At 65.8% G+C, this 22273-nt stretch carries 20 protein-coding genes; 11 read left to right on the forward strand and 9 right to left on the reverse strand.

Annotated features, from left to right (window positions below; all coding sequences use genetic code 11):
- Both U9J41_RS15590 and U9J41_RS15595 read right to left on the reverse strand, forming a co-directional pair.
- Window positions 1-1431, reverse strand: a complete 1431-nt coding sequence (locus U9J41_RS15590) for a peptidylprolyl isomerase (protein ID WP_322403104.1) — start codon at window positions 1429-1431, stop codon at window positions 1-3.
- A 46-nt stretch (window positions 1432-1477) separates the two neighbouring features.
- Window positions 1478-3751, reverse strand: a complete 2274-nt coding sequence (locus tag U9J41_RS15595; RefSeq protein ID WP_322403105.1) for an LPS-assembly protein LptD — start codon at window positions 3749-3751, stop codon at window positions 1478-1480.
- A gap of 311 nt (window positions 3752-4062) precedes the next feature.
- Between U9J41_RS15595 and U9J41_RS15600 the strand changes: the two genes are divergently transcribed.
- The 4 genes from U9J41_RS15600 to U9J41_RS15615 are packed head-to-tail and all read left to right on the forward strand — an operon-like array spanning window position 4063 to window position 8344.
- Complete coding sequence (locus U9J41_RS15600) at window positions 4063-5121, forward strand: aminoglycoside phosphotransferase family protein (protein WP_322403106.1); 1059 nt, start codon at window positions 4063-4065, stop codon at window positions 5119-5121.
- A 10-nt stretch (window positions 5122-5131) separates the two neighbouring features.
- Complete coding sequence (gene murU, locus U9J41_RS15605) at window positions 5132-5854, forward strand: N-acetylmuramate alpha-1-phosphate uridylyltransferase MurU (protein WP_322403107.1); 723 nt, start codon at window positions 5132-5134, stop codon at window positions 5852-5854.
- Entirely contained in the window at window positions 5854-7188 is a 1335-nt protein-coding gene (gene pepP, locus U9J41_RS15610) for a Xaa-Pro aminopeptidase (RefSeq protein ID WP_322403108.1), read from the forward strand. Before murU ends, pepP begins: the two co-directional genes overlap by 1 nt.
- Window positions 7181-8344, forward strand: a complete 1164-nt coding sequence (locus U9J41_RS15615; protein WP_322403109.1) for an FAD-dependent monooxygenase — start codon at window positions 7181-7183, stop codon at window positions 8342-8344. The genes pepP and U9J41_RS15615 overlap by 8 nt, the downstream gene beginning before the upstream one ends.
- 160 nt (window positions 8345-8504) lie before the next feature.
- Here the strand turns inward: U9J41_RS15615 and U9J41_RS15620 are convergent, their stop codons facing one another.
- Genes U9J41_RS15620 through U9J41_RS15630 form a run of 3 tightly spaced genes read right to left on the reverse strand, consistent with a single transcriptional unit; the run spans window position 8505 to window position 11437 of the window.
- Entirely contained in the window at window positions 8505-9962 is a 1458-nt protein-coding gene (locus tag U9J41_RS15620) for an NAD(P)(+) transhydrogenase (Re/Si-specific) subunit beta (protein WP_322403110.1), read from the reverse strand.
- Window positions 9959-10312 (reverse strand): NAD(P) transhydrogenase subunit alpha part 2, encoded by a 354-nt coding sequence (locus U9J41_RS15625; RefSeq protein ID WP_322403111.1) that lies wholly within the window; start codon window positions 10310-10312, stop codon window positions 9959-9961. Before U9J41_RS15625 ends, U9J41_RS15620 begins: the two co-directional genes overlap by 4 nt.
- A gap of 12 nt (window positions 10313-10324) precedes the next feature.
- Entirely contained in the window at window positions 10325-11437 is a 1113-nt protein-coding gene (locus tag U9J41_RS15630; RefSeq protein ID WP_322403112.1) for a Re/Si-specific NAD(P)(+) transhydrogenase subunit alpha, read from the reverse strand.
- A gap of 247 nt (window positions 11438-11684) precedes the next feature.
- On the opposite strand from U9J41_RS15630, the gene U9J41_RS15635 reads away from it, so the two are divergent.
- The 3 genes from U9J41_RS15635 (at window position 11685) to U9J41_RS15645 (ending at window position 13928) form a co-directional block, all read left to right on the forward strand.
- Window positions 11685-12188, forward strand: a complete 504-nt coding sequence (locus U9J41_RS15635; protein WP_322403113.1) for an NUDIX hydrolase — start codon at window positions 11685-11687, stop codon at window positions 12186-12188.
- Between the two features lies 1 nt (window position 12189).
- The gene (gene mnmA / locus U9J41_RS15640; RefSeq protein WP_322403114.1) at window positions 12190-13311 is read left to right on the forward strand and encodes a tRNA 2-thiouridine(34) synthase MnmA; all 1122 of its coding nucleotides are present in this window, start codon (window positions 12190-12192) and stop codon (window positions 13309-13311) included.
- Window positions 13312-13448: 137 nt separating this feature from the next.
- The gene (locus U9J41_RS15645; protein ID WP_082547796.1) at window positions 13449-13928 is read left to right on the forward strand and encodes a chemotaxis protein CheW; all 480 of its coding nucleotides are present in this window, start codon (window positions 13449-13451) and stop codon (window positions 13926-13928) included.
- 124 nt (window positions 13929-14052) lie between these two features.
- On the opposite strand, the gene U9J41_RS15650 is transcribed toward U9J41_RS15645, so the two are convergent.
- Genes U9J41_RS15650 through U9J41_RS15660 form a run of 3 tightly spaced genes read right to left on the reverse strand, consistent with a single transcriptional unit; the run spans window position 14053 to window position 15914 of the window.
- Window positions 14053-14436 carry an ANTAR domain-containing response regulator gene (locus U9J41_RS15650; RefSeq protein WP_322403115.1) on the reverse strand — a complete coding sequence of 128 codons (384 nt, stop codon included), beginning with the start codon at window positions 14434-14436 and terminating at the stop codon, window positions 14053-14055.
- Window positions 14437-14451: 15 nt separating this feature from the next.
- Window positions 14452-15228: a 5'-3' exonuclease gene (locus U9J41_RS15655; protein ID WP_322403116.1), complete on the reverse strand. Its 777-nt coding sequence runs from the start codon at window positions 15226-15228 to the stop codon at window positions 14452-14454.
- A 17-nt stretch (window positions 15229-15245) separates the two neighbouring features.
- A complete protein-coding gene (locus U9J41_RS15660; RefSeq protein ID WP_322403117.1) occupies window positions 15246-15914 on the reverse strand; it encodes a glutathione S-transferase in 669 nt (222 codons plus the stop codon).
- 281 nt (window positions 15915-16195) lie between these two features.
- Between U9J41_RS15660 and U9J41_RS15665 the strand changes: the two genes are divergently transcribed.
- The 4 genes from U9J41_RS15665 to U9J41_RS15680 all read left to right on the forward strand — a co-directional run bounded on the left by U9J41_RS15665 (window position 16196) and on the right by U9J41_RS15680 (window position 21918).
- Window positions 16196-18091 (forward strand): methyl-accepting chemotaxis protein, encoded by a 1896-nt coding sequence (locus U9J41_RS15665; RefSeq protein WP_322403118.1) that lies wholly within the window; start codon window positions 16196-16198, stop codon window positions 18089-18091.
- Window positions 18092-18375: 284 nt separating this feature from the next.
- A complete protein-coding gene (locus U9J41_RS15670; RefSeq protein ID WP_322403119.1) occupies window positions 18376-20310 on the forward strand; it encodes a CocE/NonD family hydrolase in 1935 nt (644 codons plus the stop codon).
- Window positions 20311-20439: 129 nt separating this feature from the next.
- Window positions 20440-21030, forward strand: coding sequence for a PEP-CTERM sorting domain-containing protein (locus tag U9J41_RS15675; RefSeq protein WP_322403120.1), 591 nt, complete (start codon window positions 20440-20442; stop codon window positions 21028-21030).
- Window positions 21031-21087: 57 nt separating this feature from the next.
- A complete protein-coding gene (locus U9J41_RS15680; protein ID WP_322403121.1) occupies window positions 21088-21918 on the forward strand; it encodes a DUF72 domain-containing protein in 831 nt (276 codons plus the stop codon).
- Window positions 21919-22012: 94 nt separating this feature from the next.
- On the opposite strand, the gene U9J41_RS15685 is transcribed toward U9J41_RS15680, so the two are convergent.
- A complete protein-coding gene (locus tag U9J41_RS15685; protein WP_322403122.1) occupies window positions 22013-22273 on the reverse strand; it encodes a DUF6587 family protein in 261 nt (86 codons plus the stop codon).

Consider the following 22273-nt stretch of genomic DNA (forward strand, 5'->3'; position numbering starts at 1 on the left):
TTATTTGTCCTCGCGGAACTCGACGTAGGCGCGGTCGCGGACCTGGCGGCTCCAGTCTTCCAGCGCTTCCTGACGCTTGCGGTCGGTGAGGACCTGGCGCGCGGCCGAGCGTTCCTTCTCCTTCGACACGTCCTGCGTCTTACGCTCGACGACCTCGATCAGGTGCAGGCCGAACGGCGTCTTGATGACATCCGAGACCTGGCCCGGCTTGAGGGCGTTCATCGGGTTCTCGAATTCCGGCAGCGCGTCGCCCGGATACAGCCAGCCCAGGTCGCCGCCCTTCGAGGCCGAGCCGTCGTTCGAGTACTGGCGCGCCATGTCTTCGAACGTGGCCTGCTTGCTGTCGATCTTCTGCTTGATTTCCAGGAGCTTCTTGCGGGCTTCCTCTTCGGTCTGGGTCGGCGTGATCTTCAGCAGGATGTGGCGCGCGTGGGTCTGCTGCACGACGGCCTGGTCGGGCTTCTGCGCGTCCGCCAGCTTGCGCACGCCCGCGAGCTTGAGGACGTGGAAGCCGACGTTGGTGCGGATCACCGGCGTGACCTGGCCCGGCTTCAGTTTATGCAGTTCGCTCGCGAAGATCGGGGGCAGGCGGTCCGGATCGCGCCAGCCGACCGAGCCGCCTTTCAGCGCGTCCGGCGAATCGGAATACGTGGCGGCCATCTTGGCGAAGTCGGCACCGGTGCGCAGCTGGCGCTCGACTTCGTCGGCCCTGGCCTTGCGGGCGGCGATCTGTTCGGGCGACGCGTTTTCCGGGATGCGCACGAGGATCTGGGCGATGTCCATCTCGACGCGGTCGGCGGCGGCAGCCTTCTCGGCCGCCATGTACGTGTCGATCTCGGCGTCGGTGACCTGGATCTTGCTGTCGACTTCATGCTCGATCAGGCGCTGCATCATGATCTCGTTGCGGATCTGCTCGCGGAACTGGGAGAACGTCAGGCCGTCCTTTTCCATCGCGTTGCGCATGTCCTGCACGGTCATCTTCTGGTTCTCGGCGATGCGGCCGATGGCGCGGTCGAGCGTCGTGTCGTCGACGCGCACGCCCATTTCCTTGGCCAGCTGGAGCTGGGCGCGCTCGGTGATCATGGCCTCGACGACCTGGCGGCGCAGGTCTTCCTCGGCCGGCATCTGGGCACCTTGCGCCTTGAGGCGCTGGGTGATCTCGGCCATGCGCTGGTCGACTTCGCGCCTGGTGATGACCTCGTCGTTGACGATCACGTACACGGAATCGATCACGTGGGCATTGCTGGACGCCGGCGGCAGGAAGCCGGTGCCGGGTTTGGCGGCCGGCTTGGCGGCGGCGGGCTTGGCCGCGGCCGGAGCGCCGGCCGGTGCCGCCTGGGCCAGGACATCGCCGGTGGCGAGGGCGCACAGCAGCAGCACCGCCAGTTTGATCTGGTGCGGACGGAGCGGGGACGGGCGGGTAGTACGCATATTCAGGAAAGCACTCATTTCAGGTATCTAGTTGTCCATGGCCCGGTCAGGGGCGGCCGACGTTGGTGTTCAGCCGGGTGTAGCCGGGAATGCTCTTGTTGAAAGTCTCCAGCGGGTTGCCGAACCCCAGGCGCGACAGGCCGTTCAGCTCGAGCTGGAAGAAAATCGGCGTCGAGGTGGTCTGCGCGGCGGTCACGAAACGCTGTGCGCCCATGCGGAACACCCAGCAATCCGCCTTGTACTCGAGCCCCACGAGGCTCTCGAGCAGTTTGCGGTCGCGTACCGAGTAGCTGACCCGGGTCACACCATACCAGCGCTGCGACAGCGGCCACTGGCCCGAGACGTCGGCGTTGCGGAAGCCGTTGGCGATGCCGAAGGTGTCGCGTTGAAAACGGTATTCGAGGTTCAACACCTTCATCGGGGCCGGCTGCCACTGCACCCCGACATTCGAGCTGTACAGGCTGCGCGCCTGTGCATCGTATTGTACGCCGCTGTCGAAGCTCCAGGACTCCGAAATGCGGCCCGACGCCGCCAGCAGCGCGTCCGAGCGGGTCTGGTTGCTTTGCTCGCTCGAGTTCAGGCGCACGCGCGGGTCGGTGAAGTAGTAGCGGCTGCCGACCGCGAGGCGCAGGCGCTCGGCGCCGTTGGCCTCGATGAAGCGCGAGACGATCGCCGCCGTCAACTGGTTCGCATCCGACACCTTGTCGGCGCCGACGAAGCGGTTTTCCGTGAACAGCTGGGCGTAGTTGAAACCGGCGACGCCCGTATCGAAGTTGGGGATGTCGTCCTGGTTTTTATAGGGGGTGCGCACGTAGAACAGGCGCGGCTCCAGCGTCTGCGTGCCGCCCGATCCGAACAGCGACGACTTGCGCTCGAAGACGAGGCCGGAATCCAGCGAGACCGTGGGCAGCACGCGCGAGATCTTGTCGTCGCTGTTGACGTTGTGCGTCAGGTCGTACTGCGTCGCGTGCAGCATCAGCTTGGGCGTGACGAACCAGCCCGGATGCACCCACGGGTAGCTCACCTGGGCGACCATATTGGCGCGGTTGCCCTGCACCTGGTTGTCGTCCGGATGCGTGAAGCGCGTGGCTTCCGCATCGACGGCCCAGTCGAAGCCGCCCAGCACGTCGTAGCGGCCGGCGTGGAAGTTCAGCGTCGGCAGGCGGTTGTACGGCGTCGCCACGGTCAGCGCGGGATTCAGCACGGCGCCCGGGTCCTGCAGCACCTGGTAGCTCTGCACGCGCGCCGTCAGGTTCCAGTACTGGCCGTAGTAGTCCGTGCGCAGTTCGCGCAGCAGCTGGCGCTCGGCGCTGGCGGCGACGGTGCGCGAGAAGTCCGACGGGTATTCGTTGTCCGACGCCGCGTGCGCGTTCCAGCCGAACGTCCAGTTGGGCGCCAGGAACTGGTTGTGCAGCGTGTCGACCCACCAGCGGTTGCGGTGCGCCAGGCGGTCGTTGGCGAGGTATTCCACGTGCGTCTCGCCGTGGTAAGGCCCGCGGTCGGTCTCGCCCAGGTAGCGGCCCGTCGCGCCCAGTTGCAGGCCGCGCGCGAAGATGTAGCGCGGGAACAGCGTCAGGTCGCGGTTCGGCGCGATGTTGAAGTAATACGGCACCATCAGCTCGGCCGAGCCCTTGGAACCGAAGCCGATCGTGGGCGGCAGCCAGCCGGAACGGCGCGCGCCCGACAGCGAGAACGACAGCGCCGGAATGCCGAGGATGGGCACGTCCTTGAAATAGATGATCGTCTTGCCGGCCGTGCCGACGTCGCGGCCCTGGTCCAGGCGCAGCGTGCTGGATTTCAGGTACCAGTCGGGATCGGGGCCTTCGCACGTGCTGTACGTGCCGTCGACGACGACGGCCTGGTCCTCGCCGAGGAAATTGATGCGCTGGGCCTTGCCCTGCGCATTGTTCGTGCCAAGGCGGTAGGCCGGGTGCAGCACCCAGCCCTTGCCCGTTTCCAGGTTCAGCTGCAGGGCGTCGCCCTTGTAGCGGTCGCCGAAGCGCCACATCGTGATATTGCCTTCGGCCGTGACCTCGTCCTCGACGCGCCGGTAGCACGCCGTGTCCGCGGTGATGCCGGTGGCGCCGCGCGTGATCTCGACGTTGCGTACCATGTTCAGGATGCGATCGGGGCGGCCGGAAAATTCCTCGGCGCGCATCGTGATCGGGAGGTCCTGCTCGTCCGGATGGGCCGGCGCGGGCACGGGCGCGGCCGATGGCGCCGCCGTCTGTGCATACAGCGGCCCCGCGGCCATGGCCACGAGAGCGGACAATGCTGCGGTTCGCCGCGGCGGGAATGGTAGGGCCGTCGTCCAGCTCATGAAAGATCGCGTTGCACCATAAGGGCGATTGTTTGGATTGAATCCCTTATTATATGGGAATTCGTGCGGCACGGTCGCGTTAGTCCGCTCGGCGGTCATTCTGTGCAAGCGCGACGGTGAACCATAACTCTTTGATTTTCAAAGAGAAATGAATTTTACCGATAGATACAATTTTAACAATAGGATCTTTTCCGCTGCAGTCCCGAGTGGTCCGGTGCATAGGGAAATCGCGTATCATTACACCGAACTGCCCTGCGCACGCAGGCGCGCACTTTACAACCCGTCACGAACCCGTTTCACCGGGACGCTTCATGTCTTCTCAGCCTCAACACGTTACCCCCTCCCCCGACAAGGATGCCCGCCTGGCCCGACTGACCGAATGGTTGAGCTCGCTGGACCTGGTCGACGTCGGCAGCCTGCGCCCGGCGTCGTCCGACGCGAGTTTCCGCCGCTACTTCCGGCTCGATGTTGTGCCGGCGCTACGCGACAAGCTGGGCAATACCGTCGTCGCCATGGACGCCCCGCCGGAGCGTGAAAACGTCCCGGCCTTCATCCACGTCGACGGCCTGCTGCGCGACGCCGGCGTCACCGTGCCCGCCATCGTGGCCCGCGACGTGGACGCCGGCTTCCTGCTGCTGTCCGACCTCGGCACGACGATGTACCTGCAGCGCCTGTCCGTCGACAACGCCCCGTTCATGTACTCGGACGCCATCGACGCCCTGATCAAGTTCCAGCTCGCCAGCGAGGCCGGCGTGCTGCCCGAATTCGACCGCGCCTTCGTGCTGCGCGAGATGAACCTGTTCCCCGAATGGTTCATCGGGCGCCACCTGGGCGTCACGATGAACGACATCCAGCGCGCCCAGCTGGATAAGGTGTTCGAGGCGATCACGGCCAACGTGCTGGCGCAACAGCAAGTGTTCATGCACCGCGATTTCCATTCGCGCAACCTGATGTTCCTCGACCAGGGCAACCCGGGCGTGCTGGACTTCCAGGATGCCGTCTACGGCCCCGTCACCTACGACCTGGCCTCGCTGCTGCGCGACGCCTACATCCAGTGGGACGAGGAATTCGTGCTGGACTGGGTCGTGCGTTACTGGCAAAGCGCGAAGCAGGTCGGCCTGCCCGTCAACCCGGACATCGACGCCTTCTACCGCGACTTCGAATACATGGCCCTGCAGCGCCACCTGAAAATCCTCGGCATCTTCTGCCGCCTGAACTACCGCGACGGCAAATCCACGTACATGGGCGACCTGCCCACGGTGATGGACTACGTGCGCAAGACCGCCAACCGCTACACCGAACTCAAGCCGCTCGTGCGCCTGCTCGACGCGTTCGACGACAAGGCGCCGCAAGTCGGCTACACATTCTGAAGACCAGCCGATGAAAGCCATGATCTTCGCCGCCGGCCGCGGCGAGCGGATGCGTCCGCTGACCGACACCTGCCCCAAGCCCCTGCTCAAGGTGCGCGGCCGTCCCCTCATCACCTGGCACGTGCTGAACCTCGTGCGCGCCGGCATCAAGGACATCGTCATCAACCACTCGCACCTCGGCCACATGATCGAGGAAGCGCTGGGCGACGGCAGCCGCTACGGCGCGCGCATCGTCTACTCGCACGAACCGGCCCCGCTGGAAACGGCCGGCGGCATCGCCAACGCCCTGCACCTGCTGGGCGACGAACCGTTCCTGGCCCTGTCCGGCGACATCTACGCGCCCTACTTCGACTTCGAACAGGTCCTCGATGCGCTCAAGGACGTGGACGCCGTGGGCCAGCCGATCCCGCATGACAAACGCGACATCGCGTGGCTGTACCTGACGCCGAACCCCTGGCACAACCCGGACGGCGACTTCGGCATGACGATGTACACGCTGTCCAACGACGGCGATCCGAAATGGAATTTTTCGAACATCGGTGTCTATCGTCCCGAGATGTTCGACGGGATCAAGGCCGGAGAAGTTTCACGGCTCGGCCCCCTGATGCGCAAATTCATTGACCAGGGTCGTATCGGCGGTGAGATCTACACGGGCCCCTGGGTCAACGTGGGCACCGTGCGCCAGCTGGAAGAACTCAACGCGCCGCCGGCCTCCGTGCGGACGGACGCCTGATGGACTACGCGGCACGACGCGCGCGCCTGGCCGCGCAGATGCAGCCGGGCGCCGTCGCCGTGCTGCCCACCGCCCCGGAATTGCTCCGCAACGGCGACAGCGACTACCCGTACCGGCACGACAGCGCGTTTTACTATCTGACCGGCTTCACGGAACCGGAAAGCGTACTGGTCCTCGTCGCCGCGCACGGCGACAAGCCGGCCCGTTCGATCCTGTTCTGCCGCGAGAAGAACGTCGAGCGCGAAATCTGGGACGGCTACCGCCACGGTCCGGAAGCGGCGCGCACGACGTTCGGCGTCGACGACGCCTATCCGATCGCCGAACTGGATACGCACATGGCGCGCATCCTCGCGAACGCGCCAGCGCTGTACTACGCGCTGGCGTCGAACGCCGCGCTCGACGCGCAGGTGACCGGCTGGATCAAGGCCGTGCGCGCCCAGGCCCGCACCGGCACGACGGCGCCCGGCACCTTCGTCAACCTGTCGCCGCTGCTCGACGAGATGCGGCTCGTGAAGGATGCCGACGAACAGGCGCTGATGCTGCGCGCCGGCGAGATCTCGGGCCGCGCGCACGAGCGCGCGATGCGCGCGGCGCGGCCCGGCATGTTCGAATACGAGCTGGAAGCGGAACTGCTGTACGCCTTCCGCAAGAGCGGCGCCCAGTTCCCGGCCTACACGCCCATCGTGGCCTCGGGCCCGAACGCCTGCATCCTGCACTACAACGTCAACGACCGGCCCATGCAGATTGGGGACCTCGTGCTGATCGACGCCGGCTGCGAGCTGGATGGCTACGCGTCCGACATCACCCGCACGTTCCCCGTCAACGGCCGCTTCACGGACGCCCAGCGCGCCCTGTACGAACTGGTGCTGGCCGCGCAGGACGCGGCGTTTGCCGCCATCGCGCCGGGGCGGCCATACAGCGCCTTCCACGAAGCGGCGCTGCGCGTTCTCGTGCAGGGCATGCTCGACCTGGGCCTCATCGACAAGTCGGCACATGCGAGCGTCGACGACGCCATCGCCGCCAAGGCGCACGTGCCGTTCTACATGCACGGCACGGGCCACTGGCTGGGCATGGACGTGCACGACGTCGGCGCCTATCGCGACGTCACCCAGGCCGAGAAGCCATCGCGGCCGCTCGCGGAGGGCATGGTCGTGACGGTGGAACCGGGCATCTACGTGCGCCCGGCCGACGGCGTGCCGGAACGCTTCTGGCACATCGGCATCCGCATCGAGGACGACGTCGTCGTGACGAAGGACGGTTACCGCCTGCTGACGGCGGCCGCGCCGAAGACCGTGGCGGAGATCGAAGCGATCGTGGGGACGGCGCATGGCTGACGAGATTCTATCCGCCGACGTCGCCATCTGCGGCGCCGGCCCAGTCGGCCTCGCGCTGGCCGCGCTGATGGCGCGCCGCGGCGTCGCGCCGGGGCGCATCGCCCTCGTGGATGCGAAGGCGCTGGGCCAGGCGATCTCGGACCCGCGCTCGATCGCGCTGTCGTGGGGCAGCCGCATGCTGCTGGAGGATGTCGGCGCATGGCCGTTGCCGTGCACGCCGATCCACCAGATCCACGTGTCGCGCCGCGGCCACCTGGGCCGCAGCGTGATGGACCGGGCCGAGCACAAGCTCGATGCGCTGGGCTACGTCGCCCGCTACGGCGACGTCGTCGATGCGTTGTCGCGCGCCTGCGGGCGCGCGGGCGTGCAGGTGCTGCGCCCCGTGCGCGTGGCGGGGCTCGATGAAGAGCGCGACGGCGTCGTGCTGGCGCTGGACGACGGCCGCACGCTGCATGCGAAGGTGGCGGTGCAGGCCGAGGGCGGCGTGTTCGGCGAACAGGCGGACAAGACGCAGCGGCGCGACTACGTGCAGACCGCCGTCATCGCGCGCGTCACGGCCAGCCAGCCGATCGCGCACCGCGCCTTCGAGCGTTTTACGGACGAAGGTCCGCTCGCGCTGTTGCCGCAGGACGGCGCGGACGGCCATCAATATGCGCTGGTCTGGTGCGTGCATCCGGAACGCGCGCAGCAGTTGCTCGACCTGGGCGAGGAAGCGTTCCTACGTGAGCTGGGCGCGGCGTTCGGCGAGCGTCTCGGCACGTTCGTGCGCGCGGCGGAACGGGCCGCGTTTCCGCTCGGGCTGAATGCGGACCCGCGATTCACGACACGCACGGTGGCCATCGGGAATGCGGCGCAGACCTTGCATCCGGTTGCCGGCCAGGGCCTGAACCTCGGCCTGCGCGACGCGGCCGTGCTGGCGCGCCTGCTCGCGCGCGGGATCGACCACGACGGCGGCACCGCCGATGCGCTCTCCCGCTTCGCCGACGAACGTGCGCGCGACCGCGGCGCCATCATCCGCACCACGGATGCGATGGCGCGCGTGTTCGCGAATACGGGGCCGCACCAGGCGTTGTTCGGGCTGGCGCTGGCGGCCCTGGATACCGTCAAGCCGGCGCGGATGCTGCTCGCCGAGTTGATGATGTTCGGACGGCGTTGAACGCGTTCGCGTTTCGGCAGGTGCCCCGTCCACGCGTTCAACCGCCATATGATTATTCGACCCGCGTTTCGGTAATCGCGCGTGGGCACAGGGTGCCCACCCTACCGATGAGGTTCCACCGCCGGTAGGGTGGACGGGTTCCCCGTCCACGCGTCCAGCGTTATTCGACCGCCTTCACCATCGACTCGATCACCTTCTTCGCATCGCCGAACACCATCATCGTGTTCGGCTGATAAAAGAGATCGTTGTCCAGCCCCGCATACCCGGACGCCATCGACCGCTTGTTGACGATGATGCTCTTGGCTTTATAGGCCTCGAGGATCGGCATCCCCGCGATCGGCGATGTCGGGTCCTTGGCCGCCGGGTTCACGACGTCGTTCGCGCCCAGCACGAGCACGACGTCGGTCTGTCCGAATTCGCCGTTGATGTCTTCCATCTCCGCCACCTGATCGTACGGCACCTCGGCTTCGGCCAGCAGCACGTTCATGTGGCCCGGCATGCGGCCCGCCACCGGGTGGATCGCGTAGCGCACCTGCACGCCGTGCGCGGTGAGCTTGTCGACCAGTTCCTTCACCGTATGCTGGGCGCGCGCCACCGCGAGGCCGTAGCCCGGCACGATGATCACGGATTCCGCGTTCTGCAGGATGAACGCCGCGTCTTCCGGCGAGCCCGATTTCACCGGGCGCTGTTCCTTCGCGCCGCCCGCGTCGGCCACTGCGGCCTCGCCGCCGAAGCCGCCCAGGATTACGTTGAAGAACGAGCGGTTCATCGCCTTGCACATGATGTACGACAGGATCGCGCCCGACGAGCCCACCAGCGAGCCGGCGATGATCAGCATCGAGTTGTTCAGCGAGAAGCCGATGCCGGCCGCGGCCCAGCCCGAGTACGAGTTCAGCATCGACACGACAACGGGCATGTCCGCGCCGCCGATCGGGATGATGATCAGCACGCCCAGCACGAACGACAGCACGGCCATCACGATGTACGGGGTCCACGCCGGTGCCGCGCCGTCCGAAAAGCAGAACACGAGGCCGAGGCCGACGATGGCGATGGCCACGAGCAGGTTGATCATGTGCTGGCCCGGATAGCGCACGGGCGCGCCCTGGAACAGCCGGAATTTATATTTGCCGGCCAGCTTGCCGAACGCGATCACGGAGCCGGAAAACGTCACCGCGCCGACGAACGTGCCGATGAACAGTTCGAGGCGGTTGCCGAACGGGAGCCCGGCGCCGCGCGCGGCGATATTGAAAGCCCACGGCTCCGACACGGCCGCGATGGCGATGCACACCGCCGCGAGGCCGATCAGCGAGTGCATCGCCGCGACGAGTTCCGGCATCTTGGTCATCTCGACCCGCCGCGCCGCGATCGCGCCGATCGTGCCGCCGACGACCACGCCGAGCAGCACGAGACCGAAGCCCATGCCGCCCGTCTGCATCTGCTCCTTGAGCTTGAACATCAGGGCGATGGTCGTGACGACGGCGATGCCCATGCCCGTCATGCCGAACGCGTTGCCCATGCGCGCGGACGCGGGCGACGACAAGCCCTTCAAGGCCTGGATGAAGCACACGGACGCCACCAGGTACAGCAGCGTCACGACGTTCATGCTGATCAGGTTCATGCGGCCTCCTTGGCACGGACAGCCCCGGCAGCGGCATCGCCTGCGGCCGGCTTGGCGGCTTTCGGCTCCTTCTTCTTGAACATCTCCAGCATGCGCTGCGTGACGAGGAAGCCGCCGAACACGTTTACGGCCGCCAGCGCGACGGCGATGGTGCCGGCGACCCGGCCCGTCAGGCCTTCCGTCAGGCCGGCCGCCAGCATGGCGCCGACGATGATGATGGCCGAGATGGCGTTGGTCACCGCCATCAGCGGCGTGTGCAGCGCGGGCGTGACGGTCCACACGACGTGGTAGCCGACGTAGATCGCCAGCACGAAGATGATCAGGTTGATGATGGTATGACTGATTTCCATGACGGCCTCTCCTTATTTACGTAACACGTCGCCGTCGATGGCGACCAGCGTCGCGCGCACGATCTCGTCCTCGCGGTCGATGACGAGCTTCCCGTCCTTGTCGATCACGAGCTTCAGGAAATCCAGCACGTTGCGCGCGTACAGGGCCGACGCATCGGCCGCCACGAGCGCCGGCAGGTTCGGTTCGCCGATGATCGTCACGCCGTGCTTGATCACCGTCTTGCCGAGTTCCGTCAGCGGGCAGTTGCCGCCCTGCTCGATGGCCATGTCGACGATCACGGAGCCCGGTTTCATGGCGCGCACCGTCTCTTCCGAGATCAGCACCGGCGCCTGGCGGCCCGGGATCAGCGCCGTCGTGATGACGATGTCCGCGAGCTTCGCGCGCTCGTGCACGAGTTCCGCCTGGCGCCGCATCCAGTCGGCCGGCATCGGGCGCGCGTAGCCGCCCGCGCCTTTGGCGATCTCGCGCTCCTCGTCGGTCAGCAACGGCACGTCGATGAACTTGGCGCCCAGCGATTCCACCTGTTCCTTCACGGGCGGACGGACGTCGGACGCTTCGATGACGGCGCCCAGGCGCTTGGCGGTCGCGATGGCCTGCAGGCCGGCGACGCCGACGCCCATGATCAGCACGCGCGCCGCTTTCACGGTGCCGGCGGCCGTCATCAGCATCGGCATGAAGCGTTGATAGGCATTCGCCGCCATGAGCACGGCCTTGTAGCCGGCGATGTTGGCCTGGGACGACAGCACGTCCATCGACTGGGCGCGCGTGATGCGCGGCGCCGCTTCCAGCGCGAACGCGGTCAGGCGCTGCTGCGCCAGCGCGGCCAGGTTGTTGGCGTCGAACGGGTTCAGCATGCCGACGAGGGCGGCGCCCGGCGTCATCTGCGCGCGCTCCCCGGCATCCGGGCTGCGGACCTTCAGGACGAGATCGGCCCCGAGGGCCTCTTGCGCGGTCCCGATGCGGGCGCCGGCGGCAACATAGGCGTCATCGATCACGGAAGCATGGACGCCGGCGCCCGATTGCACGATCACTTCGTGCTGGGCAGCCAGCTTCTTGACGGTTTCGGGGGTCGCTGCGACACGTGTCTCGCCCGGCCTCGATTCGGCCGGCACACCAATTCTCATAATGCCTCCGTATAATTGATAAACTGTCCACAATCTAGCATGTAATGCCCCCGATCAATACAGATGAGTGGTTTTTCGTCAACAGATCGGCAATTCTCGTGGCATGGCCCGTGAGAACCTAGACGAATCCACAAGATTTTTGTTTCATATCAATATTCAAACTTGTCCGGAACTGTTGCACCGCAGCGTGCGCCCGAGCAACGCACGTTCCATCAAGGTAGAATGTCGGCTCACTACAAGGACGCGCATGACCCATACCTTCAGACCGTCAGTCACCGTCGCCGCGATCATCGAGCGCGATGGCCGCTTTCTGCTGATCGAAGAGGAAACCAGCGACGGCATCCGCCTGAACCAGCCTGCCGGCCACCTCGACCCGTACGAATCGCTCGAACAGGCGGTGATCCGCGAGGCGATGGAAGAGACGGCGCACGAATTCATCCCGGAAGCCCTCGTCGGCATGTACCTGTCGCGCTACCACTCGAAATCGCGCGGGCATGACGTCACGTACCTGCGTTTCACGTTCTGCGGCAAGGCCGGCAGGCAGTTCGACCAGGCGCTGGACCATGGCATCCTGCGCACCTTGTGGTTGACGCGCGACGAGCTGGCCGCGTGCCAGGAGCGCCACCGCAGCCCCATCGTGCTGAAGTGTGTGGACGATTACCTGGCGGGCAGGCGCACGCAGCTCGACCTGCTGTACACGGACCACTCGGTCTTCGAAAACGGACTCACCATCAAACCGGACGTAACCTGAAATGAGTAAAAAGAAAGTCGTGATCGGGATGTCGGGCGGCGTCGACTCCTCGGTCGCGGCCTGGATGCTGAAGGAACAGGGATACGAGGTCGTCGGCCTGTTCATGAAGAACTGGGAAGACGACGACGATTCCGAATACTGTTCCACGCGCCAGGACTGGATCGACGCGGCCAGCGTGGCCGACGTCGTCGGCGTGGACATCGAGGCGGTCAACTTCGCCGCCGAATACAAGGACCGCGTGTTCGCGGAATTCCTGCGCGAATACCAGGCCGGCCGCACGCCGAACCCGGACGTGCTGTGCAACGCCGAGATCAAGTTCAAGGCCTTCCTCGACCACGCGATGAAGCTGGGCGCCGACCTGATCGCGACCGGCCATTACGCGCGCGTGCGCCACAACGGCGCCACCGATCGGTTCGAGCTGCTCAAGGCCCTCGATTCGACCAAGGACCAGAGCTACTTCCTGCACCGCCTGAACCAGGCGCAGTTGTCGAAATCGCTGTTCCCGCTGGGCGACATCGCCAAGACCGAAGTGCGCAAGATCGCGGAAAAGCTGAACCTGCCGAACGCGGCGAAAAAGGATTCGACCGGCATCTGCTTCATCGGCGAGCGCCCGTTCCGCGAATTCCTCGGCCGCTACCTGCAGCACAAGCCGGGCCCGATGAAGCTGGACAACGGCCAGACCGTAGGCGAGCACGTGGGCCTGTCGTTCTACACGCTGGGCCAGCGCAAGGGCATCGGCATCGGCGGCCTGAAGTCGCACAAGAACGCGGACGGCACGAGCGAGCCGTGGTTCGTGGCGCGCAAGGACATCGCCACCAACACCCTGTACATCGTGCAGGGGCACGACCACCCGTGGCTGCTGTCGTCGAACCTGGGCGCCGGCCAGGCTTCCTGGGTCGCGGGCGAGCCGCCCGGGGTCGAGTATACTGCGCGCGCCCTGTCGGCCAAGACGCGCTACCGCCAGGCCGACGTGCCGTGCACGGTCGCGCCGGAAGGCCTCGACCGCTTCACGCTCGACTTCACCGATCCGCAATGGGCGGTGACGCCGGGCCAGTCGGCCGTGCTGTACGACGGCGACGTGTGCCTGGGCGGCGGCATCATCGATACTGCCAGCGCCATCTGATTGTTGCGTTCTGCACGCAGCCACGGCATTTTTGTGTGGGATTAGTATTTGTCCATCGTATCGGACACAAAAATGTCGTAACCTTCCTGTATATTTCCGCATGGAAAATTTGTGGCATGCTTACCCGAGGAATTACCATGGCTGAAGACATCGACAACAACGCGACCGAAGTGCTGTCATTCCGCCTGGGCAGCGAGGAATATGCGATCAGCATCCTCAAGGTCCAGGAAATCCGCGGCTACGACGCCGTCACGCGCATCGCCAGCGCGCCCGACTACCTGAAGGGCGTCGTCAACCTGCGCGGCATCATCGTGCCGGTCGTCGACATGCGCATCAAGTTCAACGTGGGCGCGGCGACCTACGACGCGTTCACCGTCGTGATCGTCCTGAACATCAACAAGCACACGATCGGCATGGTGGTGGACAGCGTCTCCGACGTCGTCACGCTCACGCCGGACCAGATCAAGCCGGCGCCGGACCTCGGCGCCACCGTGTCGGGCGACTACCTGCGCGGCCTGGCTACCGTGGGCGAGCGCATGCTGATCATGCTCGATATCGACAAGCTGCTCGGTTCCGAGGAGATGGGGTTGCTGGCGGCGGCGAAAGAGGCGGCCTGATCCAGGCCGCCGCATCAAACGTCGTCCCCGCGAAGGCGGGGATCCAATTTTGCTTGCGTTTCGATACGCGAAGAACTTGGGCCCCCGCCTGCGCGGGGGCGACGTTGTCCCAAGCCGGTAAGTCTCATTCGCCCCGGTGTTTCTTGACGATCGAAATGACGGTGTTGCGTATCGTGCGCAGCACCGTATCCGCCTTGAACGGCTTGACGATGAACCCGTGCACGCCGCCCGCGAGCGCGGCCTGGATGGCGGGCGCGTCGAGTGTGCCGGACACCATGAAGATCAGCGTTTTCGGGAATTGCGTGCGCAACTGGCCGACGGCTTCGTGCCCGTCCTCGAACTGCTCGCGCGCGATGCAGAAGATGTGCGGGTGGTGCTTGAGCGCTAGCGCAAATCCGGCCGCGGCCGTATGGGCCTGGCCGGCGACGTCGTAGCCGCCGTCGGTGAGCACGGTGTTGAGCAAGCCGCGCGCGACGGCGCTGCCGTCCACGATGATCGCCTTGAGCATCGGTTTCCTTTCTCGTTAATCTGCCTCGTACGCGAGCATGTTCCACGTGACGCCCAGGCGCACGTCGGTCTTCAGCTGCACGAGCTTGCGCGACACCTCCAGGATCTCGCGTTCCGCGCGCAGCCTCTCGCCCAGCGGCGTCTTGAGGATGCCGGCGCCCGCCATGACGGCGTCCAGGTCGCCATAGGCGTTGAGCAGGCGCGCGGCCGTCTTCATGCCGATCTTCGACACGCCCGGCACGCCGTCCGTCGGGTCGCCCATCAGCGCCAGCAGGTCGTGCAGGCGTTCCGGCGCGACGCCGAACCGGTTGCGCACCCACGCGTCGTCGTGCCACTCGCCCTTGAAATGATCCCACACCAGCGCGCCGTGCGCGATCAAGGGATGCAGGTCCTTGTCGGTGGTCGCGACGACCGCGTCGCCGCGTCCTTCCGACAGCCAGCGCAGCACGCCCGTGCCGATCACGTCGTCGGCCTCGACCTCGGGCAGCATCAATACGTGCAGGCCGACCTTGCGCAGGCGCTCGTGGAATTCCGGCAGCGCCTCGCGCAGCACGCCCGGCATCGGCGCGCGGCCTTCGCGGTAGCGCGGATACAGGGCGTGGCGCCACGTGGCGCCGCCGTAGTCGAACGCGGCCAGCACGTGCGTGGGCGCGTGCGCTTCGAGCAGGGTGCGGAACGACGAGAATGCGTGGCGCAGCGCGATGCTCGCCTTGAGGTCCGAGTCCGGTTCGGGACTCGCCTCGTACACGCGCCGTACGATGTTCAGGCCGTCGATGGCCAGCAGCTTCGCCATGGTTCTTTACGTCTTGCTTACTTCACGAAATCGTATTGCCCGCCGCGTTCGAGCGCGCGCCGGTAGGCCGGCCGCGCGTGGATCTTGTCGAGGAAGGCGACGAGGTTCGGATACTGCCCATCCAGCCCGCCGCGCGCGGCCGCCGCTTCCAGCGGAAAGCTCATCTGGATGTCGGCGGCGGAAAAATCGTCGCCCGCGAACCAGGTGCGCTTGCCCAGTTCCCCTTCCAGGAACGCCAGGTGCTGGCGGATCTGCGGCAGCACGAAGCTGTCCTTGACCTTGTTCGCGATGGCGCGCGCGATCGGGCGCACGAAGAACGGCGCGGGGCCGTTCCCGACGCGGTCGAACACGAGTTTCAGCAGCAGCGGCGGCATCGCCGACCCTTCCGCGTAATGCAGGAAATACGTGTAGTGCAGGCGCCCGGGCGTGCCCGGCATCGGCGCAAGCGCCGTGCCGTAACGGCCGACGAGGTATTCGATGATCGCGCCCGATTCCGCCACGATCGCGTCGCCGTCCTGGATCACGGGCGACTTGCCGAGCGGGTGCACGGCGCGCAGCTCGGGCGGCGCCAGCATCGTCTTCGGGTCGCGCTGGTATTTTTTGATCTCGTATTCCAGACCCAGTTCCTCCAGCAGCCACAGGATGCGCTGGGAACGCGAATTATTCAGGTGATGGACGACGATCATTGGCATTTGCGAGCGTGACAAAGGCCCTAGCTTAGCATTGTTGCGTGCTGACCAGAAGCAAAGCGACAACGACATCGTCGCCAAATTTGCCATATTCGCCGAAAGATACCGGATATATCGCCGGTGACATTAGATCGCCGAGCATTTCCAAGACTATAAAAGAACGTTGTAGAGATGCTGCGTCCAGAGACAAATTTTGACGAAAACCATCAATTACAAACGTCATCCCATGTTTTCATGATTAAACTCAATTTACCTTTCCATAAACCAATTCCCCAGCCATGACATTCCGCCATCTCACCATACGCGTCAAGCTCATGCTCAGCATGGGTGTATGTCTGCTCGTATTCATCGCCATCTCGTCCACGCTGTCGATCACGATGACCAGTGCGCAGATGCGCGAGCGTGTCGTCGACAATGAATTGCCGGCCCAGGTCAGCGCCATCCGCAACGACATCCAGCGCCAGATCGCGGAACCCGCGGCGATGTCGCAGACGCTGGCGAACAACACGTTCCTGCAGGCGTGGGAAGATGCGGGCAACCCGGACGACGGCCTTGCCGCGTGGACCGCGCAGGCCAAGCGCCTGTACGAGGCCAACCATGCGGCCACCGTGCTCTGGGTGTCGGACAGCACATCGAAATACTTCACCGAAAAGGGGCTGGACCGCACGATCGACAAAACGTCCGACAAGGATGCGTGGTTCAAAAAATTCCTCGACAGCGGCGCACCCTATACGCTCAACCTGGACAAGGATGCCACCTCGGGCGTCTACATGCTGTTCATCGACGCGCGCGTGCAGACGCCGGGCGGCAAGCTGGCGGTCGCCGGCCTGGGTCTCTCCGCCGAAGCGCTGGCCAACAGCATCCGCAACTATCGCCTGGGCAAATCCGGCTATGTCTACCTGGTGAGCAACAACGGCACCCTGCTGGTCCACCGCGACCGCAGCCTGCTCGACGGCCACCATACCCTCGACAAACAGCCCGGCTTCACGCCCGAACTGGCGCGCTCGCTGCTGAACAAGCAGGCGTTCGCGTCGGCGCGCTACGAAGCCCCGGCGGGCCGCCAGTTCGTCGCCTCGTCGTACGTGCCGGAACTGAAACTGTACGTCATCGCCGAAGTGCCGGAAGCCGAAGTGCTGGGCAACATCGGCCGTACGGCGGCGGTGTCCGCCATCGTCGCGGCCCTCGTCGGCGGCGCGGTCGGCCTCGCGGCGATCTGGTTCGTGGCCGGCGCCATCTCGGCGCCCGTGATGGGCGCGGCCGGCATGCTGGGTGAAATCGCCGACGGTGAAGGCGACCTCAGCCGCCGTCTGGAAGCCGATGGCGAGGACGAGGTCGGCAAGCTGGCCCAGGCGTTCAACCGCTTCGTCGGCTCGCTCAGCGGCACGATCGGCAAGGTGCGCGACAGCAGCCATGTGATCGCGGGCGCCACCGAAGAAATCGCACGCGGCAATATGGACTTGTCCGCGCGCACCGAAGCGCAGGCGTCGAGCATCGAGGAAACGGCTGCCGCGATGGAAGAACTGACGACGACCGTGCGCCACAACGCCGAACACGCGATCGAAGCGAACCGCCTCGTGTCCGAGACGGCGCAATCGGCCGAGAAGGGCGGCGCCGTGGTGGCGGAAGTCGTGCGCACGATGGGCGCCATCACGGAAAGCTCGCGCAAGATTTCCGAGATCATCGGCGTCATCGACGGCATTGCGTTCCAGACCAATATCCTCGCCTTGAACGCGGCCGTGGAAGCGGCCCGTGCGGGCGAACAGGGCCGCGGCTTCGCGGTCGTCGCCGGCGAGGTGCGCACGCTGGCCCAGCGCTCGGCCGCGGCATCGAAGGAAATCCGCCAGCTGATCCTGGACTCGGTCGCCAAGGTCGATGCCGGCAGCGCGCTGGCCGACGGCGCGGGCCACGCGATGGAAACGATCGTCTCCTCGGTGCGCCGCGCCGAAATCCTCATGCGCGACATCGCCTCGTCGAGCCAGGAACAGAGCCTGGGCATCACCCAGGTCAACCAGGCGATCGCGCAGATGGACGACGCAACCCAGCAGAACGCCGCCCTCGTCGAGGAAGCGGCGGCCGCCGCGGCCGCGCTGCAGGAACAGGCGCGCGAGCTGGATGCCGTCGTCAGCACGTTCAAGCTGGCCGCACCGGCGGGGCGCAAGCTCCTGGCAGCGTAACACCGGGGTCAGAGCCTAATGCCGTTAAGTTAAGGCCAAAAAGACCGCTCCGACTAACATCTGAGTGGCCTTTTCAAGGGCTTCGCGCGGACCTTACCGGTCCTAAACTGGCTGAAATCACGCTTAACTTAACGGCATTAGGGTCAGAGCCCGATTTTTGGCAATTGCCCAAAATCGGGCTCTGACCCCGGTACGTTTGCAGACTTTTCCACGCTTCGGTACTATGCTTTGTTGCAACTTTTACCCAAGGTTGCTCATTCAACCGTCCCGTGGAGAACAATCCAATGTCGCGTCACCGCCTGCCATCCCTGTCCGCCCTTTCCCTCTTGCTTGCCGCCGCCTTCGCCAGCGCGGCGCACGCCCAGACGCCAGCGATGGCGCCGGATATCCCGGCCGACAAATTCACCGCGACGGTCCCGAACGCCGACTACGTCAAGCAGGAGGTCATGATCCCGATGCGCGACGGCGTCAAGCTGCACACCGTGATCGTGATCCCGAAGAGCGTCATGGCCGGCAAGGCGCCGATCATGCTGACGCGCACCCCGTACAACGCCTCGGGCCGCGCGAGCCGCATGAAGAGCCCGCACATCGCCTCGATCCTCGGCGACGGCGACGACGCCTTCATCGAGAACGGCTACATCCGCGTGTTCCAGGACGTGCGCGGCAAATACGGTTCGGAAGGCGATTACGTGATGACGCGCCCCGTGCGCGGCCCGTTGAACAACACGCCGGTCGACCACAGCACGGACGCCTGGGACACCATCGACTGGCTGGTGAAAAACATCCCGCAGTCGAACGGCAAGGTCGGCATGGTCGGCTCGTCCTACGAAGGTTTTACGGTGCTGATGGCCCTCGTGGAGCCGCACCCGGCACTGAAGGCGGCGGTGCCGATGAGCCCGATGGTCGACGGCTGGCGCGGCGACGACTGGTTCCACAACGGCGCCTTCCGCAACACGAACCTCGCCTACATCGCCGGCCAGAACGCGGCGCGCGGCGAAGGCGAGAAAATCGTCACCGGCATCAACGACGACTACGAGGCCTACCTGCGCGCCGGCTCCACGTCCGACTTCGCCCACATCTTCGGCCTCGACCAGCTGAACTTCACGAAAAAACTGTTCGAGCATCCGGCCTACGACAGCTACTGGCAGGAACAGGCGCTGGATAAAATCCTCGCCAAGCGCCCGTTGAAGGTGCCGACGATGACCGTCGTCGGCCGCTGGGACCAGGAAGACATCTACGGCGCCTACGCGACCTACGCCGCCGTCGAACCGCAGGACAAGACCAACAAGATGAATTCGCTCGTGGTCGGCCCGTGGCGCCACAGCGGCGTCAACTACGACGGCTCCACGTTGGGCGCGCTGAAATTCACGGGCGACACGGCCCGCGAATTCCGCCGCGAGGTCATGCTCCCGTTCTTCAACCAGTATCTCAAGGACGGCGCGCCCGCGTTCGACACGCCGCCCGTATGGTCGTACCAGACGGGCGTGAACCGCTGGCGCCGCCTCGACCAATGGCCGCTCGCGCCGGCCAGCACGCCGCTGTACCTGAAGCCGGGCTTCGGCCTCGCGTTCGAGAAAGCCGAGGGCAAGGCCGACAAGACGGCCGCGTTCGACGAATACGTGTCCGACCCGGCCAAGCCGGTGCCGTTCGTGCCGCGTCCCGTGCACATGAACGACGCCAATGTCTGGAAGCCGTGGCTCGTGAACGACCAGCGCGGCGATGCCGACCGCACCGATGTGCTGACGTACACGAGTACCCCGCTCACCGCGCCGCTGCAACTGGCCGGCCAGCCGATGGTCGACCTGTTCGCGTCGACCTCGGGCACGGACAGCGACTGGGTCGTCAAGCTGATCGACGTGTACCCGGACGAAGTCGCGGCGCAGCCGGAACTGGGCGGCTACGAGCTGCCGATCGCGATGGACATCTTCCGCGGCCGCTACTACCAGGGCCTGGACAAGCCGGCCGCGATCCCCGCCAACAAGGCCGAGCGCTACCGCTTCGCCCTGCCCAACGTCGACCACGTGTTCCTGCCGGGCCACCGCATCATGGTGCAGATCCAGTCCAGCTGGTTCCCGCTGTACGACCGCAATCCGCAGACCTTCGTGCCGAACATCTTCTACGCCAAGCCGGGCGATTATCGCAAGGCGACGCAGCGCGTCTATCACGCGCCGGGGCTGGAGAGCGCGATCGAACTGCCGGTGGTGCGGGCGGCGAAGTAAGCGGTGCGGCGCCGGCCGGGTCATGCGTTGTGGCTGGCCGGCGACACACATGTTAAATCCTTAGGACTTTCGCGGACTGCACGGTAGGCTGTCAGCACGCTCATCGTTGCCGATCACCGAGGTCCTGTCATGAAGTTCATCGTTTCCGCCGCAGCCCTGCTGCTGGCAAGTACGCTCGCTCACGCCCAGACCAGCCACTGGGGCTTCAGCTACACCGGCTTCTACGACCAGGAAGCGGGCGCCTTCCTGCCCGACATGCGCATCGACGGTTCGTTCACCGGCGTCGATGCCGACGGCGACGGCGTCCTCGAACGCGGCGAACTGACGTCCCTGCTGGTCGACACGAAAGACTATGTGGCGTGCGCCGCGAGCAGCAACGCGTACTACCACTGCGACGCCGACAGCTTCACGTTCTCCGCGGAGAGCGGCCTGGCGTTCAGCGTGAGCGAGACGTCCAGCGATCCGGAAGGTTTATATGGCGGCGGCCACCTCGTCACGACGGGACAGCTGGCCTACGACTACCAGTTCAATCCCTATGCCAACGCGGAACACCACCTGTATTGGACCGACGCCACGGTGCTGACCATGACGTCTGCGCTGGGCGGGACGGAATCGGTGCCGGCCGTGCCGGAAGCGCCGGCGTGGATGATGCTGCTGGCCGGCGTGGGCGGCGTCGGCCTGTGGCGCCGGCGTGGTTCGCAGCGCATCCGCCCCGGCTGAACGATCACGGTTCGCCAGCGCACGGATCGGAGCCGGGGCCCGGCCTAGACTGCCGGCATGGGCGCAATCTACATCGGCATCTCGGGCTGGCGCTACGCACCGTGGCGCGGCGTGTTCTACCCGCCCGGCCTCGCGCAGGCGCGCGAGCTGGATTACGCGTCGCGCTTCCTGCCCTCCATCGAGATCAACGGTTCCTTCTACGCGCTGCAGCGCCCCGCCAGCTACGCGGCGTGGTACGACGCGGCGCCGCCCGGCTTCGTGTTCGCCGTGAAGGGCAACCGCTTCCTCACCCACATGCTCAAATTGCGCGGCGTCGAGACGCCGCTCGCCAACGTGCTCGCGTCGGGCGTGCTCGCGCTGCGCGACAAGCTCGGGCCCTTCCTGTGGCAGTTCCCGCCGCAGTTGCGCTTCGACGCCGGCAAGGTCGAACATTTTCTCGGCCTGCTCCCGCACGACACGGGCCGTGCGCTCGATATCGCCCGCGGCCACGACGACAAGGTCGCAGGCCGCGCGCTGCTGGACATCGACGCCGTGCGCCCGCTGCGCCACGCCGTCGAAGTGCGCCACGAGAGCTTCCGCGATCCCGCCTTCATCGCGCTGCTGCGCAAGTACGGCGTGGCGGTGGTGGTGGCCGATGCGGCCGGCAAGTGGCCGGAATTCGAGGAGGTGACGGCGGACTTCGTCTACATCCGCCTGCACGGCGAGCACGAGCTGTATGCGAGCGGCTACGACGACGCGTCCCTGGCCCGCTGGGCCGCGCGCATCCGCGCGTGGGCGAAGAAAGGAGATGTGTACTGCTACTTCGACAACGACATCAAGGTCAGGGCGCCGTTCGATGCGAAGCGCTTGATGGAGATGGTGGGCGTGGATTGGAAGCCGGCGACCTGAAAACCGTCGTTCCCGCGCAGGCGGGAACCCGAGTTTTGAGCGTACCGAAATGCATGCAAAATTGGGCCCCCGCCTGCGCGGGGGCGACGGTGTTTTAGCGCTGCACGTGGACCTGGATGACCTTGCGGCCCTTCGCATCCGTCTCCGGCAATGGCGTCGTCTCGCAGGTGCCGCACGAATCGCACCCGCTGCCGCAACTCGAATCCGTGCCGAGCCACGTCACGATGCGGCCCTTGCCGGTGCCGCGCGACAGCTTGTAGACGAGCTTCTCGCGCCACGTCTTCGGCAGGTACTTGGCCGCCGCATACAGCGCGGCCAGGGCGACGATGAGTCCGACGATCAGGTATTGAATCAC

The organism is Massilia luteola, from assembly GCF_034420155.1.
In the GTDB taxonomy this organism is placed as follows: Bacteria; Pseudomonadota; Gammaproteobacteria; order Burkholderiales; family Burkholderiaceae_D; genus Telluria; species Telluria luteola.

Excerpts from the sequence above, each read along its gene's own strand:
- U9J41_RS15635 (WP_322403113.1), top strand. The coding sequence starts at position 11,685 with ATGACCCATACCTTCAGACCGTCAGTCACCGTCGCCGCGATCATCGAG.
- U9J41_RS15630 (WP_322403112.1), bottom strand. The coding sequence starts at position 11,437 with ATGAGAATTGGTGTGCCGGCCGAATCGAGGCCGGGCGAGACACGTGTC.
- pepP (WP_322403108.1), top strand. The coding sequence starts at position 5,854 with ATGGACTACGCGGCACGACGCGCGCGCCTGGCCGCGCAGATGCAGCCG.
- U9J41_RS15680 (WP_322403121.1), top strand. The coding sequence starts at position 21,088 with ATGGGCGCAATCTACATCGGCATCTCGGGCTGGCGCTACGCACCGTGG.
- U9J41_RS15655 (WP_322403116.1), bottom strand. The coding sequence starts at position 15,228 with ATGGCGAAGCTGCTGGCCATCGACGGCCTGAACATCGTACGGCGCGTG.
- U9J41_RS15660 (WP_322403117.1), bottom strand. The coding sequence starts at position 15,914 with ATGATCGTCGTCCATCACCTGAATAATTCGCGTTCCCAGCGCATCCTG.
- U9J41_RS15600 (WP_322403106.1), top strand. The coding sequence starts at position 4,063 with ATGTCTTCTCAGCCTCAACACGTTACCCCCTCCCCCGACAAGGATGCC.
- U9J41_RS15665 (WP_322403118.1), top strand. The coding sequence starts at position 16,196 with ATGACATTCCGCCATCTCACCATACGCGTCAAGCTCATGCTCAGCATG.
- U9J41_RS15670 (WP_322403119.1), top strand. The coding sequence starts at position 18,376 with ATGTCGCGTCACCGCCTGCCATCCCTGTCCGCCCTTTCCCTCTTGCTT.
- U9J41_RS15645 (WP_082547796.1), top strand. The coding sequence starts at position 13,449 with ATGGCTGAAGACATCGACAACAACGCGACCGAAGTGCTGTCATTCCGC.
- U9J41_RS15625 (WP_322403111.1), bottom strand. The coding sequence starts at position 10,312 with ATGGAAATCAGTCATACCATCATCAACCTGATCATCTTCGTGCTGGCG.
- U9J41_RS15590 (WP_322403104.1), bottom strand. The coding sequence starts at position 1,431 with ATGCGTACTACCCGCCCGTCCCCGCTCCGTCCGCACCAGATCAAACTG.
- U9J41_RS15650 (WP_322403115.1), bottom strand. The coding sequence starts at position 14,436 with ATGCTCAAGGCGATCATCGTGGACGGCAGCGCCGTCGCGCGCGGCTTG.
- U9J41_RS15615 (WP_322403109.1), top strand. The coding sequence starts at position 7,181 with ATGGCTGACGAGATTCTATCCGCCGACGTCGCCATCTGCGGCGCCGGC.
- U9J41_RS15620 (WP_322403110.1), bottom strand. The coding sequence starts at position 9,962 with ATGAACCTGATCAGCATGAACGTCGTGACGCTGCTGTACCTGGTGGCG.
- U9J41_RS15595 (WP_322403105.1), bottom strand. The coding sequence starts at position 3,751 with ATGAGCTGGACGACGGCCCTACCATTCCCGCCGCGGCGAACCGCAGCA.
- murU (WP_322403107.1), top strand. The coding sequence starts at position 5,132 with ATGAAAGCCATGATCTTCGCCGCCGGCCGCGGCGAGCGGATGCGTCCG.
- U9J41_RS15675 (WP_322403120.1), top strand. The coding sequence starts at position 20,440 with ATGAAGTTCATCGTTTCCGCCGCAGCCCTGCTGCTGGCAAGTACGCTC.
- mnmA (WP_322403114.1), top strand. The coding sequence starts at position 12,190 with ATGAGTAAAAAGAAAGTCGTGATCGGGATGTCGGGCGGCGTCGACTCC.